At 40.1% G+C, this 19226-nt stretch carries 17 protein-coding genes; 4 read left to right on the plus strand and 13 right to left on the minus strand.

Going from position 1 to position 19226, the window contains the following annotated elements:
* Window positions 1-484 precede the first annotated feature (484 nt).
* The 3 genes from ABC346_RS04360 to ABC346_RS04370 form a co-directional block, all read right to left on the minus strand.
* Window positions 485-2206, minus strand: coding sequence for a pyruvate oxidase (locus ABC346_RS04360; protein WP_413233701.1), 1722 nt, complete (start codon window positions 2204-2206; stop codon window positions 485-487).
* A 72-nt stretch (window positions 2207-2278) separates the two neighbouring features.
* A complete protein-coding gene (locus tag ABC346_RS04365; RefSeq protein WP_413233702.1) occupies window positions 2279-3880 on the minus strand; it encodes an FMN-binding glutamate synthase family protein in 1602 nt (533 codons plus the stop codon).
* Window positions 3881-4033: 153 nt separating this feature from the next.
* Window positions 4034-4909 (minus strand): LysR substrate-binding domain-containing protein, encoded by an 876-nt coding sequence (locus ABC346_RS04370; protein ID WP_413233703.1) that lies wholly within the window; start codon window positions 4907-4909, stop codon window positions 4034-4036.
* 110 nt (window positions 4910-5019) lie between these two features.
* On the opposite strand from ABC346_RS04370, the gene ABC346_RS04375 reads away from it, so the two are divergent.
* Window positions 5020-6042: a YeiH family protein gene (locus tag ABC346_RS04375; RefSeq protein ID WP_413233704.1), complete on the plus strand. Its 1023-nt coding sequence runs from the start codon at window positions 5020-5022 to the stop codon at window positions 6040-6042.
* A gap of 124 nt (window positions 6043-6166) precedes the next feature.
* On the opposite strand, the gene ABC346_RS04380 is transcribed toward ABC346_RS04375, so the two are convergent.
* From ABC346_RS04380 to ABC346_RS04420, 9 genes are all read right to left on the minus strand, one after another.
* Window positions 6167-7474 carry a TRAP transporter large permease gene (locus ABC346_RS04380; protein WP_413233705.1) on the minus strand — a complete coding sequence of 436 codons (1308 nt, stop codon included), beginning with the start codon at window positions 7472-7474 and terminating at the stop codon, window positions 6167-6169.
* Window positions 7465-7971, minus strand: a complete 507-nt coding sequence (locus ABC346_RS04385; RefSeq protein WP_413233706.1) for a TRAP transporter small permease — start codon at window positions 7969-7971, stop codon at window positions 7465-7467. The genes ABC346_RS04380 and ABC346_RS04385 overlap by 10 nt, the downstream gene beginning before the upstream one ends.
* A gap of 20 nt (window positions 7972-7991) precedes the next feature.
* Window positions 7992-9014 carry a TRAP transporter substrate-binding protein gene (locus ABC346_RS04390; protein WP_413233707.1) on the minus strand — a complete coding sequence of 341 codons (1023 nt, stop codon included), beginning with the start codon at window positions 9012-9014 and terminating at the stop codon, window positions 7992-7994.
* Window positions 9015-9345: 331 nt separating this feature from the next.
* Window positions 9346-10539: a Gfo/Idh/MocA family protein gene (locus ABC346_RS04395; RefSeq protein ID WP_413233708.1), complete on the minus strand. Its 1194-nt coding sequence runs from the start codon at window positions 10537-10539 to the stop codon at window positions 9346-9348.
* On the minus strand, window positions 10536-11627 hold the full coding sequence (locus tag ABC346_RS04400; RefSeq protein WP_413233709.1) for a Gfo/Idh/MocA family protein: 1092 nt from the start codon (window positions 11625-11627) through the stop codon (window positions 10536-10538). Before ABC346_RS04400 ends, ABC346_RS04395 begins: the two co-directional genes overlap by 4 nt.
* Window positions 11628-11768: 141 nt before the next feature.
* Window positions 11769-12593: a sugar phosphate isomerase/epimerase family protein gene (locus ABC346_RS04405; RefSeq protein ID WP_413233710.1), complete on the minus strand. Its 825-nt coding sequence runs from the start codon at window positions 12591-12593 to the stop codon at window positions 11769-11771.
* Window positions 12590-13768 (minus strand): dihydrodipicolinate synthase family protein, encoded by a 1179-nt coding sequence (locus ABC346_RS04410; protein WP_413233711.1) that lies wholly within the window; start codon window positions 13766-13768, stop codon window positions 12590-12592. The genes ABC346_RS04405 and ABC346_RS04410 overlap by 4 nt, the downstream gene beginning before the upstream one ends.
* 14 nt (window positions 13769-13782) lie before the next feature.
* Entirely contained in the window at window positions 13783-14934 is a 1152-nt protein-coding gene (locus tag ABC346_RS04415) for a Gfo/Idh/MocA family protein (protein ID WP_413233712.1), read from the minus strand.
* A 171-nt stretch (window positions 14935-15105) separates the two neighbouring features.
* Window positions 15106-15915, minus strand: coding sequence for a helix-turn-helix domain-containing protein (locus ABC346_RS04420; protein WP_413233713.1), 810 nt, complete (start codon window positions 15913-15915; stop codon window positions 15106-15108).
* A 235-nt stretch (window positions 15916-16150) separates the two neighbouring features.
* Between ABC346_RS04420 and ABC346_RS04425 the strand changes: the two genes are divergently transcribed.
* The 3 genes from ABC346_RS04425 to map all read left to right on the plus strand — a co-directional run bounded on the left by ABC346_RS04425 (window position 16151) and on the right by map (window position 17403).
* Complete coding sequence (locus ABC346_RS04425; protein WP_413233714.1) at window positions 16151-16318, plus strand: hypothetical protein; 168 nt, start codon at window positions 16151-16153, stop codon at window positions 16316-16318.
* A 65-nt stretch (window positions 16319-16383) separates the two neighbouring features.
* Window positions 16384-16590 (plus strand): hypothetical protein, encoded by a 207-nt coding sequence (locus ABC346_RS04430; RefSeq protein ID WP_413233715.1) that lies wholly within the window; start codon window positions 16384-16386, stop codon window positions 16588-16590.
* Window positions 16591-16662: 72 nt separating this feature from the next.
* Entirely contained in the window at window positions 16663-17403 is a 741-nt protein-coding gene (gene map, locus ABC346_RS04435; protein WP_413233716.1) for a type I methionyl aminopeptidase, read from the plus strand.
* A gap of 66 nt (window positions 17404-17469) precedes the next feature.
* Here map and ABC346_RS04440 read toward each other — a convergent pair whose 3' ends face one another.
* The gene (locus ABC346_RS04440) at window positions 17470-18870 is read right to left on the minus strand and encodes a right-handed parallel beta-helix repeat-containing protein (RefSeq protein WP_413233717.1); all 1401 of its coding nucleotides are present in this window, start codon (window positions 18868-18870) and stop codon (window positions 17470-17472) included.
* Window positions 18871-19226: the final 356 nt, after the last annotated feature.

Consider the following 19226-nt stretch of genomic DNA (forward strand, 5'->3'; position numbering starts at 1 on the left):
GATGTTCTAGCGGAATCGAGTAGATCTATTGACCAATTTAGTAAAATCAAGGCTGTTTTGGTTAATAGAGCGGTTCTAAAACCCAAAACAGGTTGAGAAAACCGAAAAAAGTAGTTAATAGAGTGGTTCTAAAACCCAAAACAGGTAGAGAAATCCGAAAAAGTAGTTAATAGAGCGGTTCTAAAACCCAAAACAGGTTGAGAAAACCGAAAAAAGTAGTTAATAGACTGGTTCTAAAACCCAAAACAGGTAGAGAAATCCGAAAAAGTAGTTAATAGAGCGGTTCTAAAACCCAAAAAAGGATGAGAAACCCGAAAAAGTGGTTAAAAGAGCGGTTCTAAAAGCCAATATAATAGAGGATCGGTGACGTGTGGGGAGATAGACGAGTTTTAATCACCATTAATCCAGATAAAGGAGACCGTTTTGGTTAATAGAATAACAACAAAAAGAAGCAAACGAGTAGTCGCTTGCTTCTTTAGAGTAATTACATCCGTTTCAATCCTTTTCGAATTGGCGGAACTTCCAGTTTTCCTTTTTCAAATAGCTTTTTAATCGTTTGTTTGGAGTAACTGGTCACTTGTTCGTACGAAAGCTTTCCTGGGATTGGCGGTTTATCTTCAATGCAGACATCAACAATAACGGGCTTATTGAAGGATGCTGCTGCTCGTATAGAAGGACCAAGATCTTCAAATTTCTCTACGCGATACCCTTTTCCGCCGCAGTTTTCTGCGAATTGGGCGAAGTTAAAGCTCTCGAGGTTGGTTTTATAATCAAGGTTTCCTTTTGCCTCTTGTTCGTATTTAATCATGCCGATGCGTTCATTATTGAATACAACGACAACCATTGGTAAGTTATACTTCACAGCCGTTAGGAAGTCTTGCATATTCATGGAGAATCCACCATCACCGCATAACGCAATTGCCTGACGGTCGGGATATGCGATTTTACTGGCGATAGCACCTGGTAATCCACATCCCATAGTTGCAAGCCAACTGGATGTGAGGAATTTCTGTGTTGTTTTCATACGAAAGTGTCTGGCAGCCCATACTGTCACATTTCCTACGTCTACAGAGAGCACAGCATCATCTTCTGCAACTTTTTGTACTTCAGCAATGATTTGCTGAGGCTTGATTGGAGTCGACGTTTGTTGTTCGTCGTCGTCCATTTCTTTCCACCATTTCGCCATTTTATCCTGACTATTTTCTAAGAAATCACGATTATCCGTCCGTGTAATTCGTTCGTTTAACCAAGTTAATGCTTTTTTTGCGTCACCAGCAATCCCGACGGTTACCGGATATCTCTTTCCTATTTTCAGCGGGTTATTATCAATCTGGATGCAAGCGACATCTTCTGGTAAAAATTCTACATATGGGAAAGACGTTCCGATTAAGATAAGCAAGTCGGTATCGTCCATCGCTTCATAGGCTGGTTTAGTTCCAATCATTCCGAGATTGCCTAAGCAGTTCGGATGATCATCGTCTATAACGCCTTTTGCTGGTAAGGAAACGACGACCGGAGCAGCAATCTTATCAGAAAACTGTTCGAGTTCTTGCTTTGCCCCTTTCGTACCGGTTCCTGCTAAAATAATTGGCTTCTTTGCTTTTTCGGTCAGTTCTAGTGCTTTTTCCAATTCCGTGGAGCTTGGTACTTGTTCGGGTTCTTCGTATATCGCTGCGTTCCTTTGTACTTGTTTCTTGATTTTTGCAGCTGGGATATCATCGGGTATGGTTAGAACGGCAGGTCCTTTTTCTGCATAGGCATTGCGAATCGCTTGATTGACGAGCGCTGGTAATTGTTCTTCTGACACCACTTGTTCGTTAAATACAGCGACATCCTCAAACATACGTTGCATGTTAATCTCTTGGAATGCATCGGTTCCAATCTGGTCTGTTGGTACTTGTCCAGCTAGCACGAGTACTGGTGCGCTGTCTTTTTTGGCATCATATAAGCCGTTTAGTAAATGAATCGCTCCTGGACCGGCGATTGATAGACATACGCCAAGTTTTCCAGTGAGTTTAGCGTAAGAAGCGGCTGCAAGTGCTCCTGCTTCTTCATGACGGACTTGTATAAACTTCATTTTATCTTTTTCTTTGCGTAATTCTTCCATCAATTGGTTAATCGAGTCTCCGGGCATCCCGTAAATATGGTCAACGCCCCATTCGGATAATAAATCTACTAATACTTTTCCTGCGCGGTCTTCAAACATATACATGGCTCCTTTGTAGGTTGCTTGTTTGATTCGTATTAACAACTATTCCACAAAATGCTCGATATCAAACTAACGTGATGTTGAATACGTTCCCTGTGAATAATATTCGGCTAAGCTTTTCACTTGATGATGTTCATCCATATAAGAAATATGTTCATGATTAAATCCCGTTGGACTGGTTAATCCTGCTGCTGCTGAAATACGGAACAGGCTCTCGCGAAGGGTCACAAGATAATTTAGTGCACGATATTGTTTTTCATCAATGACGAGTGCCTCCTGTAATTTCGGGTCAGTCGTTGCGACGCCTACAGGACAACGATTCGTATGACAAATCTGTGCCATAATGCATCCGACTGAAATCATAAATGCGCGTGCAATATTGACGAGGTCAGCGCCCATTGCTAAAACCACTGCGATGCGATCTGCGGTAAATAGTTTTCCGGAAGCAATAATCTTCGTACGGTCACGAACCCCATATTTTTTCAAAGTTTGATCCACAATCATCACTGCCGATTTCACTGGTAATCCAACACGGTCCGCCAGTTCTTGAAAGGAAGCACCGGTGCCGCCTTCTGAGCCGTCAACGGTAATAAAATCAGGCCCCATACCTGATTCTTTCATGTAAGATGCAATCTCTTCAAAGGAATTGGAACTGCCGACAACAATCTTCATTCCAACCGGTAAACCGGTTTGATGCCGTATTTTTTCCATAAATGAAAACATAGTCGGTACATCATCAAATTCATGGAATCGGTTCGGACTATTAATCTCTTTGTAGGGCTCGACGTTGCGAATACTAGCAATTTCTTCTGTGACTTTTTCTGCATCCACATGTCCACCACGTGTTTTCGCTCCTTGCGCAAGTTTGAGTTCAAAAGCCTTCACTTGCGGTATTGCTGCTTTCTTTTTAAAAAGATCCCAACTAAACTCTCCATTTTTGGAACGCACGCCAAATAGCCCTGGTCCAATTTGCGCGATAATATCGGTATCCCCTTTTAGATGATAATCGGATAGGCCACCTTCCCCAGTGTTCATCCACGCACCGCCAGCCATGCCAATTCCTTTTGAAAGTGCTGTAATCGCATGTTCTCCGAGGGAACCATAGCTCATTGCGGACATGCCGACCAAACTTTTTACACGGAAGGGTGCACGGGAAGAAGGGCCAATCACCACTGCATTGTCATCAGTAAGTAACCATGGTTTTATAGATTCATCTTGAAGCTTTTCCTTCCGGTTGAGAAGGTTATCCTCCTGAATCTCGTAAACTTTTGAATCAATCTCTTTCTCGTTATCTACTTCAAGTTCACTCTGTTGTTTTGGAAACATCGCATTTTTTACATAGAAGTCGGCCTTTTCAAAGTCACGTATCGAACCGAATCCGAGCATGTTCTTTTGATATTTTGCGGGCATGACAATATCTTGATAGTCCTTACGTGAAAAAGGTTTTCCAGATCGATCCGCATCAAATAAATACTGTCGGAGTTCTGGACCGGTTTTTTCCAAAATATAACGGACCTTCCCGAGTAAAGGGAAGTTACGCAATATCGCATGCTGATTCTGTTTTCGGTCTTTCAAATATATGTAGGCAAACATGATTAAAGGAATAATAATAATGGTAAGCACAAGCAAACACGTCGCTAACAAAATGATATTTGTAGCGGTAAACTCCATGGAATACATCTCCTTTGAGGTGACTTTCCCGCACGTATGTAGCGAGCAGTAATACTTCAATGAATGAAGTTTTATTCTCTCTGTTATGTAATTACCCGTTTAGAAAAGGAATACACATGGATAACCTGCTTACCTATAACGAAAAGAATTCCACTAATCGTCTCCATTTGTTAATGCATTAATTAATAATTGCGTATTTCGGTTTAATTGGAATCCCTTCGTTAAGACATAGGAAAAATCTCGTTTTTCATATAGAGATTCAATCGGAACTATTTTCAGCGTACCATGCGCTAACTCTTCTTTGATGGTTGCTTCAGATAATAAAGCTAAACCTAATCCATTGGTAACACTATTCTTTATCCCCTGTGTCGAACTAATAACCAATGTTGATTTTACTTTAATTCCATTCGATTGAATGAGGTGATCAAAGTATTGTCGTGTACCAGAACCTTCTTCTCTTATAACCCATTTATGATGGTGTAAATCTGCTAATGTTTTAAAATTAGTCTCATATTCGGGGGAACAAACTATGACAAGGCGATCTTCTTTAAACGCTGTTTGTAACACGTCCTTCGTGTAGTTAGATCCTTCCACCAGCCCGATGTCCACCTCAAGTCTGCGAACAGAGTCAATGATCTTCTCGGTGTTGCCAATCGTTACATGAAAGTCTAACTGCTCGTATTGATTTTGTAATGACGCCATCACTTCTGGAAGCAAGTATTCACCAATGGTAAAACTAGCTCCTACTCGAATAAGACCAGAAGCGGTTTGTTTCTTTTGGTAAAGCTGCTCTTTTAGCTGTTGATATTGATTCCATATTTTCAATGCATGTTCATAAAATAACTCCCCTTCATGTGTAAGATGAACACGCTTCGTCGTACGTTGGATAAGTGAAGTTGCAAATTCATTCTCTAAGTTTTTAATATGCACACTAACTGTCGGTTGAGACAATGCGCGTTTTGTTGCTGTTCGTGTAAAATTTTTCTCGCGCGATAGTACAATAAAGGTCTCCAGTTCTTCCATATGCATGGTTATATCCCTCATTTATTAAGTTTATTAATAAATACTATTATATATATTTATTTCAAAAATAAAAGAAGCCGACCTATACTGTTTATAGACAGTGAAGGAGGTACAAGATGCAGCAATTACATCCAGATGATAAGACGCGTTCCTTTTATGTAGGTATAAGTATTACGCTTGTAATTGCCCTGATGGCAGCGTTGCTGGGCAAGATTCCTTATCTCGATATCGTCGGACAACTTGTTCTAGCGATTATGATAGGAATGATATGGGGACATACCATTGGTATAAAAAATTCTCATCGATCTGGCGTGCAATTTTCCAGTAAAAAGTTGTTGAGAGTAGGGATTATATTATTAGGATTACGTCTGAATCTATCAGATATGCATGATGCGGGTCTACACGCTTTCCTATATGCTGGATTGCTATTAACGATTGCATTGGTGACCGTCTATAGCTTAGCGAGGTTGTTTCGTGTTGATAAGACTTTAAGTATATTGACAGCTTGTGGAACGGCAATATGTGGAGCTGCTGCGATTGTTGCCATTGCCCCTTTAGTAAAAGCGAAAGAAAGCACGACAGCAGTCAGTGTCGCTGTTATTGCTGTGCTCGGAACGATGTTCACATTTATTTATACATTGATGTATCCTTTGCTACCATTTACCGATTATCAGTACGGGATTTTTGCAGGTGGGACATTGCATGAAATCGCTCATGCAGTAGCTGCTTCCACTGCTGGGGGAGAAAAAGCGGAGAATATTGCTATTGTGGTAAAACTAACGAGAGTAGCCTTACTTGTACCAGTAGCTATATTAATCGGTATCTATGTTAAGAGAAGAGAATCTCAAAACGATAAGCAACGTTTTTCCTTAAAAACGCTCCCTATACCATGGTTTATATTCGGTTTTCTTGCCATGAGCGCAATTAATACAATCGGATTCTTACCTGGAAGTGTCGTGAATTTGCTTATTGCGGCAGCTTATCTGCTGTTAAGTATGGCAATGGCTGGATTAGGTTTAAATGTAGAGTTCTCTGTATTTAAGAAGTCTGGCTTACATGTCTTTTTGGCTGCATTACTTGGAACGTTGGTTTTAATCGGATGCGGATATAGTTTGATATACGTGATGGGGTTAGGATAGACTTTAAGGAAAGTTTGTTTTAGTAGAAACGAGTTAGGTAGAGATATGTATTAATAACCGAGCTACGAATCTAAACGTGGCTCGGTTAATTTATCCTGCAATATCTTTATTAATGAAATATCACCTAATCTAATAAACCAAATAACCGTGGTAAGAACAAGCTGATTTCCGGAATAAACGCAACGAGTAATAACGCTACAATTAATGGGATGTAGAAGATCAGCAGCTTCGGTATGATTTTCTCAATAGGTACACCGCTGACACTACTTCCGATAAATAACACGGTCCCAATTGGCGGAGTAGTTACTCCAATCGCAAGAGCTACTGCCATAATCATTCCAAAATGGACGGGATCGATGCCCATTTGCGTTGCCACCGGGAAGAAGATCGGTGTGAAAATTAATAGCGCGGGTGCAATATCCATAAATGTTCCAACCACAAGTAAAATGACTAACATGATTAATAATAGAATAACTGTATTATCGGTAATGCTTAATAGACTGCTTGTAATTGCCTGTGGTATACCTGCATACGCAAGCACCCAGGACATCGCGGTGGATGCTCCTATTAATAACATGATAATACCAGAATAAATCGTCGTTTCTCTAAGTATTTTAGGGATATCGGCTAGTTTTAACTGACGGTAAAAAACGCTAAGGATAGCGGCATATAGTACAGCCACTGCTGCTCCTTCTGTTGCAGTGAAAATCCCTCCGGCAATTCCACCTATAACAATAATAATTAATAATAAGCTAGGGATCGCTTGAATAATTACCTTGAATGATTCGCCACCACTGATTGGTTTGGAAACAGGATATTTAGCTCTTTTAGCTATTAAATAGGCTACAATCATGAGTAACGCAATCATCAACAGACCTGGCAAATATCCTGCGATAAATAAAGCGCCAATCGATGTTCCGCCGGTTAATAGAGAGTAAATTATTGGCATCCCGCTTGGAGGGATAATTAATCCAGTCGGTGCGGAAGCGATATTTACAGCTGCTGCATACGAAGGATCATATCCTGCTTTTTTCTCTTGAGGGTGCATAATCCGTCCCATCGTTGCCGCTGCGGCAATTGCTGAGCCTGATATCGCACCAAACAATGTATTTCCAATAATATTCGTATGAGCGAGGGACCCAGACATTCTTCCACCAATTAACTTAGCTAAATTAATCAGCCGATCGGCAATCCCGCCATTGTTCATAATACTTCCAGCCAACATAAAGAAAACTAGCGCTAATAACACGGTACTATCTAGACCGGTAATAATTTGTTGAGACACCGCTAATAAAGATGGTGTGATAGGCATTAGAATTAAAATGGAAACAAAAGAAGAAATAGTGATACTTACAGCGATCGGTACACCAATAAATAAGAGTAAGAAAAATGACCCAAATAATATAATGGCTGTCCAGACGGTTACATCCATGTATTCTCACCCTTTTCAAACGAATTGGAGCGTTCAATGCCCTGGCGCTCTGAAATATGAATGATTTGATAGAAAATGATGATGACCCCACAGATTGGAAGAACACCATATACTAATCCCATTGGCATATTTAATATTGGTGAGAGTTCTGCCATCGTTGCTTGTGCGATATTAAACCCTCCAATTATCATCACAAATAATGCAAATACAATGACGAGTAGATCAATGAACCAACGTAAGGTTTTATGCGCTTGCCCAGTTATCTTATCCCGTAAAAACGTAAGGGATAAATGTTCGTCTTGGCCAAATGCATAAGCAGCGCCGATTACTGCTACCCAGATTAAAGAAAATCGTAATACTTCCTGCGTGACAATACTAGGATCTTGCAATACGAATCGAGTGAACACTTGCCATATTGCTGCGACAACTAGAAATAATATTAAGATGCTGGCAATGGTTAACAGTCCTAAATCAATCCAGCGTTTTATCTTTTTCACATGAACCCCTCCAAATTTCGTTACTCTATCGCTTCTATTTCGTTAAGCAATGCGTCAATCACATCATTCGCTTCTCTTTCTTCTTCTATCAGTGGTTCTACTAATTCGCGAAACGGTGCTTGATCAGGATTGGAAAATTCTACACCCATTTCTTCTTCAGCTTGAGCCATGCTGTCTTCAATCATCTGATCCCATCTTTCATTGTGAGATTCCGTACTTTCCTGGCCGGCTTCAATTAAAGCCTGTTGTTCCGTTGCATCTAATTTATTCCATGCTGCATCACTCATAATCAAGAAGTCTGGTATTCTCGTATGCTCATCAAATGAAAATTGTTTCGCAACTTCACCATGGTTGGCGTCGGTTAATGCAATTGGACTACTTTCTGCACCATCGATAATTCCTTGTTGCAAGCTCGTATATACTTCGGTTGCGCCCATTGGTGTTGGTGAAGCACCGAGTAATTCGACCATTTCGATGGCGGTCACATTGTTCATTACTCTAATTTTAAGTCCTCTCAAGTCCTCAGGCGTTTCAATTTTTGTCTCTGCAGTATAGAAACTTCGCGCGCCAGCATCATAAAAGGTGACTCCACGTAATTGCACTTCTTCTAGATCTTCATACATCTGGCTCACTGTATCCGTTTCCATAAATTTGCGAAAATGTGCATCATCTAAGAAGACATAAGGGAGGCTAAAAACAGAAAATGTCTCATCAAATTGAGATATTACACCGCCATTTACTTTGGTCATATCGATAACGCCATTTTGTACAAGTTCCATGACTTTAGTCTCTTCTCCTAGAACTCCATCTGTATAGATTTTGATATTTACTGAACCATTTGTTTTCTTCTCTACTTTTTCTGCAAACTCTTCTAAACTTTGATACACAGGACTCGCTTCATTATGAATATGAGCTAGTGTCAATGTTGTTGTTTGTTCTTGACCAGAAGCTACATTCTCTGAAGAAGAACAAGCATGTAGAAAGAAAACTGCTAACAGCAACATACTAACCAGTAGACTTCTTTTTATTGAGCATAGTTTCATGTACAAACTCCTTCCATCATTGTTTTAATCACGATGAGTAAACGTCTCGAAGAAGAACTTATAGAAGAGAGGGCTTTTCGGGCATTAACACCCTGGATAAATTTCGCTATCCATTTTTGAGATCATTGGAATGAAAGTCACTTCATCGCGAATAAATAGAGTAATATTTTCAGATAATTATATATTAAGCGCTTTCAAAAATGATGTCTTATTAATATAAGAATTACTATCTCAATTTCAGAAATAAAGAAAATGGAGACAAGCGGGACTAGGACGCAAAAATGTCCGAACTGCTTGTTATGTATAGTCCGGACATTTAAATCATTTCTTGCTAATCGAATGGGTAGCTATTTTCCGGAATTGGAATCGTTGTTGGTGGTTGCGCCCAAGAAACGTTCATCTCACTTGGGAGCTTATACGCTTTATAACAAGATAAAAAGTTCTCTTCTAATTGGAGTACGTATGTTTGTTGTGTATGAGCATCTTGTTTTATCATTGATGCAGGAAAATACGGGACTGTCGAGATCGAGCGATGTATGTATTCAATACTAAGTAATTGTGAATAGGCAGCTTCTATACTACAAGGGATGGAAGTTTCTTCGTTTAACACAGCTTGAATACACACATCTAACTTCTGAGAATGCGCGGCCTCTGGATCTCCGTAGTTTTTCGTTGTTCCATCTTTAAATGCAGCTTGCATATCGCCTCCTACTTCATAGGTAATCGTAGCGTTCTCACATTCTAAAGTAACATTGGGGCCAATCGTAGATTCGACTGCATGAGAAACAAGGTATACCAACTCTACAGACTGTTCCGTGTTCGCTCGCAACGCACAAGTATCAAAAGTTTCGATGGGATTCGCTTTGTATAGCTCTACTTCTAGATTCTTTATTTTCGCGCTTTGTTCGGTAGTATTTCCTAATATATAAAGGAGATGATGAAGAAAGTGGGATGCGGCGTTATTAGCGATGCTATCGTATATCGCTTCTCCGTTTGGTCCGAGGCGTTTGCCTGCCCAATTGGAACGCTCGAAGTATTGTTTATTACGTGGCCAAAGCGCGATGCTTTTTCCACGTAATGGCTTCCCGAAGCGTCCTTCTTGTATATCCTTTTTTATTTGTTGCACGGGTGTACTGAACGACCAATTAAACCCAACCGCTAAAAAGCGTCCGGTTTTATCTCTTGATTCGCGCATTTGATTTGCTTCTTTCAATGACCCAGCAATTGGCTTCTCACAAAGAACGTGACTGCCGTTTTCCATTGCAATTATCGATTGCTGTGCATGTAAATGAATGGGACTAGAAATAATTGCTAAGTCGGCAGAGGTATGTTGGTAAAATTCTTCAAGAGACGGATAACAAGGAATACGTAATGCTTTTAGTTTGGAATAATAAGTACTACGTTTAGGCTGTATATCGACAACACCCTGAACCCAATTCAAGTATCCTTTTTCTTCTAAAGCTTGTAAGTATACTTCGCCATATCCGGCGATACCAACTAAGACGATATCACATGTTTGTCTCAATGATTGTCACCTTCTTTCTTCTGTGTATCTGCATGGTGTTGTGCTAACAGGCAAAGTTCGGCTGCCTTAAATGCATGTTCCTGCGTCATTGCCGTAGAAGTGTTCTCTAGAATGTCTTGTGCTAATCGATAAAAGTAAGGATAACCAACTTTCCCTTTGACGTCGTACAACCTTTCACCACCATGATTGACTAAATATAAACGCTCACCATTCGAGTTATTCGCAATGTCGACATATTTTCGTAATTCAATATAACCGTCTGTCCCCAAGATGGTCGTACGTCCATCTCCCCAATTACTTAATCCGTCTGGTGTGAACCAATCGACACGGAAATAATTTATGGCACCATTATCTCCAATTAAATGAACATCCCCATAATCTTCAAATTCTGGATGCTCTGGGTGGGCGAAGTTTCGAGCTGTGCTACTTTGAATGGTTGCGTCTTTAGCCTGGGAGAAGCAGAGAAATTGTTCAATTTGGTGACTGCCGATATCACTTATAATTCCTCCATAATAAGCTTTTTGAAAGAACCAGTCTGGTCTGTTTGCGATGTTCAAACGATGGGGTCCTAATCCAATTACTTGGATGACATCACCAATCGCTCCCTGTTCCAATAATTGTTCAGCAAAACCACTGCATTCTACTTGCAGTCGTTCACTATAAAACACAGCCCATATTAGATCTGTTTCCTTCACTTTTTCCTTTGCTGCTTGCAGTTGCTCAAGGGTTGTAAATGGGGTTTTCGCTGAAAAGAAATGCTTGCCTGCATCTAGTACACGTAATCCAATGTCACCGCGCTCAGATGGAATGGCAGCGCAGGCAACCATTTGAATCACTTGATCTTGTAAGATTTCGTTTAGAGATGAAGCTGTCTTTGCTTCGGGAAACTCTTTTTGAAAAGCAGCTATTTTATTAGGATCTTCATCATACACCCAACTAATCACAGCTCCTGCTTTTTTCATTCCTTTACACATATTATAAATGTGGCCATGTTCTAATCCACAAGCAGCGATAAACAACGTATTTGGTTTAACGGGATTTTCCAGATGATGAATCGGTTCAAATTCAGTGTGATGTGTTGACTCCATCGTATGAACCCCTCCTTTAAAAATATTGGGATAAACGTTTACGTTGAATGGGAATCAAAAATCCGCTGCAGGTATATACTCCGCTTATCCAGAGGCAGCTGGTGAGCCTCTGGATGCAAGTAACGGGTAGTGACCCCCCTGTTAAACAGTAGTTAAGAAGCGTTCTTTGATCAGCTCTAAACTTTCATCTCCGGGCATATCCCAGATGGCTTGGTTTATGATCTCCACTTCGATGGGTCCGTTGTAACCGTTGTTTTCTACTGCACTTCGGATTCGTGGTAAATCAATGACCCCATCCCCCATCATCGAGCGACCTTTAAATAGATCTGGAAGCGGAACTTTCCAATCGGACACATGATAGCCGAGAATGGTCCCTTTGGCTTTTTCAATCTCTTCATATAGGAAAGGATCCCACCACACATGAAAGGCATCGATAACAACCCCGACTTGAGAAGAACTAAGGGATCGTTGAAGTGCGTTTGCCTCCCCTAAAGTAGTGATGACGGAACGATCAGCAGCAAACATAGGATGAAGCGGCTCAATTCCTAATTTCACATTATGCTGCTCTGCAAATGGAATAATTTTCTCGATGCCTTCTTGCACCCATTTGCGGCCTTCTTCGATATCTTTATGTGGTGCTGGGCCACAGACAAGTACGAGTACATCTGTCCCTAATTCGGCTGCTTCTTCAATTGCTACTTTATTATCTTCGATCCGTTCCCTCCGTTCTGAGGTAGTAACTGCAGGAAACATGCCACCCCGACAAACGCTGGAAACATGCAGTCCGGATGAAGTAATCATTTTTTTCGCTTCTTTCAATCCTACTTCTGCAATTTTATGACGCCAAACGGAAATCACAGGGATTTCATGATCAACGCAGCCATTGATAGCCTCTTCTAATGACCAGTTTTCCGTTGTGATTTGATTCAGGCTTAGTCGCTGTAAATCTAATTTAGTTTCACTCATTTTCTAGCCTCCAATTGCTTGATCCCAGCTAGTTCTAATATTGGTTGCATGCGTGTAATAGCAAGCTCTGGGTCAGTTAGCACATTCGCTTGATCTGCAAGTTCAAAGAGCTTTGTGAAGTGTAGAATAGATCGTGCACTTTCTGCTCCAGCAATCATTCGAAAATGAGGCTGATGACCGTTCAAATAAGCAAGAAAGACAATTCCTGTTTTGTATGCAAATGTTGGCTTCTGGAAGATATGACGAGCGAGTGGCGTCGTTTTATCTAATCGTTCGCGATAGGTTTCTAGATCTCCTTGGTCTAACGCTTGAAAAGCAGAGGAAGCTGCCGGAGCAATCGCATCAAAAATTCCCAGTAAAGCATCGCTGTATCCTTGGTTATCTCCCTCAATGAGTCGCGTATAATTAAAGTCATCTCCCGTATACATCCGCACACTTTCTGGTAACTTTCTGCGCATTGTAATTTCTTTTTGCTCATCTAATAAGGAAAGTTTAATGCCTTCAATCTTATCTGCATGTGCATGAATAATCCGAAGGCAGACGTCCATGGCGTCGTCCAAGTTATCATGTCCCCAGTATCCAGCTAGACTCGGGTCGAACATATCTCCTAACCAATGCAAAATCACTGGTTGAGATACCTGACTTAGAATACGATTATATACATATTCGTAATCCGAAGCAGAAGTGGCACAAGCAGCGAGCGCACGACTAGCCATCAGAATTACTTTACTGCCTGCTCCTTCTACAAAGGCTACCTGTTCTTCATACGCATGAATGACATCTTCTAAACGTACCTCTGGACTAGGAGCCAGATGGTCTGTTCCAGCGCCGCTTGCGATATTTCCACCGACGCTTTTTGCTTCTTTCACCGAGCGGGTAATCAGTTCTTTGGCATGTTCCCAGTGAAGTCCCATGCCGCGTTGTGCCGTGTCCATCGCTTCAGCAACAGACATGCCGAGGGACCAGAGGTAATGACGATAGTGCATCGTAAGCTCCCAATCTATCGCAGGTTCCTGTAAAGGATCATTGCTGCCAAACGGATCCGCTACGACATGCGCAGCTGAATAGGCAACTCGTGAATGGAAGGAATTTTTATCTGGTTTTGGTAAAGGTTCTCGATTAACTAATTCATATAGATACGTCGATCCATCAGAATGAGGTAAATAAATATTCATTATGACATCCTCCTTTAGACTTCCAAGCTTGGTACTTCAAGCCAACGACGTTCTTGTGAAGATTGTAAGCCTAAGTCTGCAAGTTGTGTACCTTTTGCACCTTCTAATAAATCCCATGGGAAAGTGTCATCCTGAGATACATGTTTTAAGAACATTTCCCACTGGATTTTAAATGCATTCTCAAATACTTGGTTATCCGGTACTTCCTCCCATTGTCCTTGGAAATCAATTGTGTTTTGAAGGTCTGGATTCCAAACTGGCTTTGGTGTATTTACACGATGCTGTGTTTTACAATCACGTAAACCAGCTACTGCGCTTGCTTCGGTTCCATCAATCTGTATGGTTAATAGGTCATCACGATCTACGCGGACTGCCCAAGAAGAGTTGACACTGGCAATTACTCCATTTTCCAATTCGAAGGTCGCGTAAGCAGCGTCATCTGCAGTAGCCTCGTAGGTATTTCCTTCTTCATCTACACGTTTGGTAATATGTGTAGTAGCAACAGCGGATAGTGCTTGCACCGAACCGAATAAGTGGTCTAATACATAGCGCCAGTGTGGGAACATATCTACGATAATGCCACCACCCTCTTCTTTTTTATAATTCCAGGATGGACGTTGACATTCCTGCCAATCGCCTTCAAAAACCCAATAACCAAATTCCATACGAACAGACAGAATATCTCCAAAGAACCCAGCATCGATAAGTCTTTTTAGCTTCATCACGCCTGGAAGAAATAATTTATCTTGAACAACGCCATTTTTGACGCCGGCATCTTTTGCTAGTTTCGCTAATCTTAATGATCCTTCCAGTGATGTCGAGGTTGGTTTTTCACAATAAATATGTTTATTTGCTTCAATTGCTTGTTTAATTGCTTTTTCACGACGGGAGGTAGTTTGTGAATCAAAGTAAATAATATTATGTTCATCTGCCAATGCTTCTTCCAAATTAGTTGTCCATCGGTCAATAGAATGTTCATCGGCAAGCGCTTTCAATTTATTCTCATTACGGCCAACAAGAACCGGATCAGGCACAAGGTAATCTCCATTAGCCAGCTGTACGCCACCTTGGTCTCTTATTGCAATAATGGAACGTATTAAGTGTTGTCGAGTTCCCATACGTCCAGTAACACCGTTCATAATGATTCCAATCTTTTTTGTAGTCATGTAATTCCCTCCTAAACTGATTACGTTAAGTGTAAACATAACCATATAAGGTGTCTTATTAGAAGGGGAAACAAATTCTCATTTTCGGAACTCATTTAAAAACAGGTGATATACTATGTTGAATAAGCGTCCGGAATTCCTATAGATAATAGTCTCTGTGTATTGTGAATTCTAACGTTCTCTTTGCGTTATCCGATACATATTTGGCGGAACTCCAACATTGTTTTTAAATAATCGGTAAAAGGTGGATAGCGATTCGAACCCAACTTCAAAACAAATCGAAACAATATCTTTATCAGTTTCGACTAACATCTGTTTCACTAAGCCGAGCCGGACTTCCGTCAAGTATTGCATGGGAGTGCTATTATAATATTCTTTGAAAATACTTTGTATATAACGTTTGCTGATACCCATTCGATCTGCAATATCTTCTGCATTTTTAATGTCAAAATAACGTGTATCAATATAATGTTTTAGCTGTTCGACACGCAAAGTGTTGATATCGGTCTGGGAAGGTTCGTGAAATGAACGGGCAATGATAAAAAATAGCTCTGCCATATAAATCTTTAGACCAGTCTCCCATAACTTGTCACCATACGATTGTTCATACAGCATTTTTCGTAGTAGCTGACGAATCTCACTACTATCAAATGTACTGAGTTTTTGCACACGCGCTAATCGAAATACTTCTGGAATTAGTTCTGTTTGTACATTCGAGTCAAATATATCTGTCTCAAATTCAAGCACCAAGACGGTCATTTTTGATGACGCAGCAATTGAGTGTTCCGTTGCAGGAGGGATGATAATAAAATTATCTTGTTCAATCACATGCTCTTGATGATGTAAGGTACATACTCCCGTGCCTTTCAGTGTATATAATAATTGATACGTATCATGTTCATGCGATTTGACTTTTTCTTTTTCATTGTGCTTACTTTCATATAAAGAGATTAATGCTTGTCGGTCTTTATCTGCCTTCAAGAAACTTCCCCCCTCGAATAACATATCTTTATTTATGTTTGTTTAAGTATATCATTTATTCTGTTTGTTTTTAATTTTTGTTGTTTTTGTTTGTTATTATAATGTGGGTGCTGAAGTATGTGAAAACCGGTTATGGAGATTAAAAAACAGCGAGAAGTTTAGTATAATAAATAAAAGCGTTGAAGTTGAAAGGGTTGTAGAAAATAAGGTAGAGATAAGAATTGGAGCGGTTCAAATGGATAAATTCAAAATTGGAGATATGGTAACAGTTGATGATAAACACATGCCAGTGGTCGGCACAGTGGTATACATCGATGAAAAGCGCGAAAGATATTTAGTACGTTTCGGCGGTTCTCAGCAAATGTACTATGCGGAAGAACAAATCACGCTTTGGAAGAAGTAGAGTTTTTCTTTGACAATAAAGTCCTTCTATCGAATATGCTTTATGTATAAAAAGGAGGTTATAACATGTCCAAAGGGGTAAAAATAATGTTGTTTGCCGCCCTGTTGCTCCCGGCTTCTATAACGATCGTACGTATTATGATAGATTATTTTTGGGGTAGGGAAATTGAAATGTTGTCCTATTTAGCTGTATTCTTAGGGTCAGCTGTAGGGGGATTATTTTTTGCTGGGCCATTTATGTATACAGTATTAAAAAATAAAGAAGAAAATTAAAATTGTCTATAATAGAATAGGATCCAAAATGGACCAACGATCATAACATATGTAAAAAAGTAGGTGTATATAATGATTGCAAAGACGGAAGCAGATTTTAATGGATTACAAGAAATAGGTAAAATTTGTGGAGCGATTCGGGATGAATTAGTTCGTTCTGCAAAGCCGGGAATTGCAACAAAAGAACTTGATGAGATGGCGGGAACGATGTTTGAACAGGCAGGAGCTCAATCAGCACCAAAAGGAGAATACGATTTCCCGGGATATACATGTATCAGCATCAATGAAGAAGTAGCGCACGGGATTCCAGGCGAGCGGGTGATTCAAGAAGGCGATATTGTGAACATTGATGTTTCCGGTTCGAAAAACGGTTACTTTGCAGATACGGGAATCTCCTTTGTAGCTGGGAAAGGGGAGGACATGTCATATAAAGTATGTGACGTTGTGAAAGAAGCATTCGAGGCTGGTCTGGAGAAGGCAAAACCGGGTGCGAGCACAAGTGCACTTGGAAAAGCTGCACACAGTGTGGCAAAAAAACATGGCTTAACCGTGATTAAGAATCTTACTGGACATGGAGTTGGTCGTTCTATACATGAAGCGCCAGATCATATTTTCAGTTACTTTTCTCGCTGGGATAATGAAATTTTAAAAGATGGCATGGTGATTGCCTTTGAGCCATTTATCTCTACATTTGAAGAACAAGTCTATCAAGCGGAAGATGGCTGGACCTTCCTAACGGTTGAAAGTGCGGTAGCGCAATACGAACATACCATTATTGTTACAAAAGAAGGTCCAATTATTACGACACTTTAAGAGCACTAAACCGCAATAAGGAGCGATTGTTGCGTAACATAGGTAAAACATTATTTCTTTTTACGGTTACTCAAAAATTATCTCCTTAGCGGGTGAATCATCTTTCAACTCAAAATTATAGTCGTCTTCATTTTCATAATCTGGATCGATATAACTGGATTGGATATCACTGTTGGAAGCATCTACAAAATCGGAGAAAACAGTAAGTTCCTCGTCTTTCCATACCCAAATGCCATCCTTTCCTTCTTCTTTATGGAAAACGTTCCTACGAAGAGAATTAGACGCGTTCGTTGTAAAATAATTTGCGATAAATAGGTGAGACGGTCCAGCTGTTAGTATGTTTTTTTCAATGAAATTATTTTTCGTATCATGTTGTAATAGGAGCTGACCACCGCCTAACCCTTTTGTGTCGTTACGATACATGATATTCCTGGCAATGGTTGAATTGATAGTCCCGCCACGATCTTCATCATATCCGCCGATGGATATACCAGTTAGATTGTTGTTATAAACAATATTATCGATAATATTAATATTCTCTGCATACTTTCCGGCATGCTCTGAGGTGGCTTCAATACCGATATCAGCGTTATGTATGGTGTTTTTCTCAATGGAAATATCTTTTCCGCCATCGACATAGATCCCTCCAGCAGAGTAATCTTCTCCATATGCAGGATTTCCGTAAGAGGATACGTCATAGATATGGTTATTTCGAACCGTTCCCTCTCGGACATAGTCAGCATTCTTTTCAGTTGCCACTCCCTCATAGCCAATCAGATCAATTCCAATATTATCGCTCCTGCGAATGGTATTATCTTCTACATAAAAACCTTCAATATTGCCATTAAGTACAAGGGACTCACTTGCGCCAAGCTTTAAATCTTCCAAGAGATTATTTTTGATATAGATGTCAGTCATTTTTTGGGTTCCATAAGCGGCAATCCCATGAGCATTTCCATCCTCTGCATGCGTTTCGATATTCCGAACGTGGTTATTTTCAATGGTAATATGACTGCTTGATCCCGTGATAAAAATCCCCATTACGGTTTCATCTGCCAGATTTGTAGATAGATTCTCCAAGGTTAACCCATTGATGGTAATATAATTCTTGCTATCGATCATAATTAAGGCAGTATCTCCTTCTACATTTACGTCATCTTCACGAGTAAGCGTCACGTCCTCATTATTGTAAGCAGTGAAAACAATAGGTTTTGATTTTGTCCCACTATGTTTGATATAAAGTTGCTCTTGATACGTTCCTTCTCTAATGTAGACGGTAGTTCCGCTTGTTGCTTGTGATGCAGCTTTGTTTAGTGTTCGAAATGGACTGGATTTCGTACCGTCGTTTTGATCGTTTCCGTTTGTAGCTACATAGATCGCATTCTCCGCCTTGGCAGAAGGGTTGTTTAATAGAAAAATAGTGATAATCGTTGTTATGGATAAAATAATGATGATAAATTTTCTCAATAGAATCATTCTTCTTTCTTGGAGTAATAATAGTTAATTATACACTTTATTATAAACTAATTGCACCGCAGGAAAGGTATTTTTAACCATAATTAATGAGATCATAAACGGAATAAAGATTGCGAAAAACAGCTGTTTAACAATACCTATGGATAGCAAATTAGAGGTCATTTTGATGTAAGCAGTCGTTGCGGAAAAACACCTCGCTTTCCGTGGGCTTGCTCTCAGCCTCCTCGAAAAAGGAAATCGCTTATTCTGCGGGGTCTTCACACCTCGCTTTCGCACAGGAGTCTTCGTTTTTTCTCTGCTAGGCAGTTTCATACTATTCATTTCTACCGAAAAGCAAATAAAAAAGT

The sequence above is a fragment of the Oceanobacillus phoenicis genome, from assembly GCF_047238145.1.
In the GTDB taxonomy this organism is placed as follows: Bacteria; Bacillota; Bacilli; order Bacillales; family Amphibacillaceae; genus Oceanobacillus.

What these genes read in the sequence shown, in the direction of transcription:
- ABC346_RS04425 (WP_413233714.1), top strand. Translation starts at nt 16,151, where the DNA reads ATGGATAAATTCAAAATTGGAGATATGGTAACAGTTGATGATAAACAC.
- ABC346_RS04400 (WP_413233709.1), bottom strand. Translation starts at nt 11,627, where the DNA reads ATGGAGTCAACACATCACACTGAATTTGAACCGATTCATCATCTGGAA.
- ABC346_RS04405 (WP_413233710.1), bottom strand. Translation starts at nt 12,593, where the DNA reads ATGAGTGAAACTAAATTAGATTTACAGCGACTAAGCCTGAATCAAATC.
- map (WP_413233716.1), top strand. Translation starts at nt 16,663, where the DNA reads ATGATTGCAAAGACGGAAGCAGATTTTAATGGATTACAAGAAATAGGT.
- ABC346_RS04415 (WP_413233712.1), bottom strand. Translation starts at nt 14,934, where the DNA reads ATGACTACAAAAAAGATTGGAATCATTATGAACGGTGTTACTGGACGT.
- ABC346_RS04430 (WP_413233715.1), top strand. Translation starts at nt 16,384, where the DNA reads ATGTCCAAAGGGGTAAAAATAATGTTGTTTGCCGCCCTGTTGCTCCCG.
- ABC346_RS04410 (WP_413233711.1), bottom strand. Translation starts at nt 13,768, where the DNA reads ATGAATATTTATTTACCTCATTCTGATGGATCGACGTATCTATATGAA.
- ABC346_RS04365 (WP_413233702.1), bottom strand. Translation starts at nt 3,880, where the DNA reads ATGGAGTTTACCGCTACAAATATCATTTTGTTAGCGACGTGTTTGCTT.
- ABC346_RS04375 (WP_413233704.1), top strand. Translation starts at nt 5,020, where the DNA reads ATGCAGCAATTACATCCAGATGATAAGACGCGTTCCTTTTATGTAGGT.
- ABC346_RS04370 (WP_413233703.1), bottom strand. Translation starts at nt 4,909, where the DNA reads ATGCATATGGAAGAACTGGAGACCTTTATTGTACTATCGCGCGAGAAA.
- ABC346_RS04360 (WP_413233701.1), bottom strand. Translation starts at nt 2,206, where the DNA reads ATGTTTGAAGACCGCGCAGGAAAAGTATTAGTAGATTTATTATCCGAA.
- ABC346_RS04380 (WP_413233705.1), bottom strand. Translation starts at nt 7,474, where the DNA reads ATGGATGTAACCGTCTGGACAGCCATTATATTATTTGGGTCATTTTTC.
- ABC346_RS04390 (WP_413233707.1), bottom strand. Translation starts at nt 9,014, where the DNA reads ATGAAACTATGCTCAATAAAAAGAAGTCTACTGGTTAGTATGTTGCTG.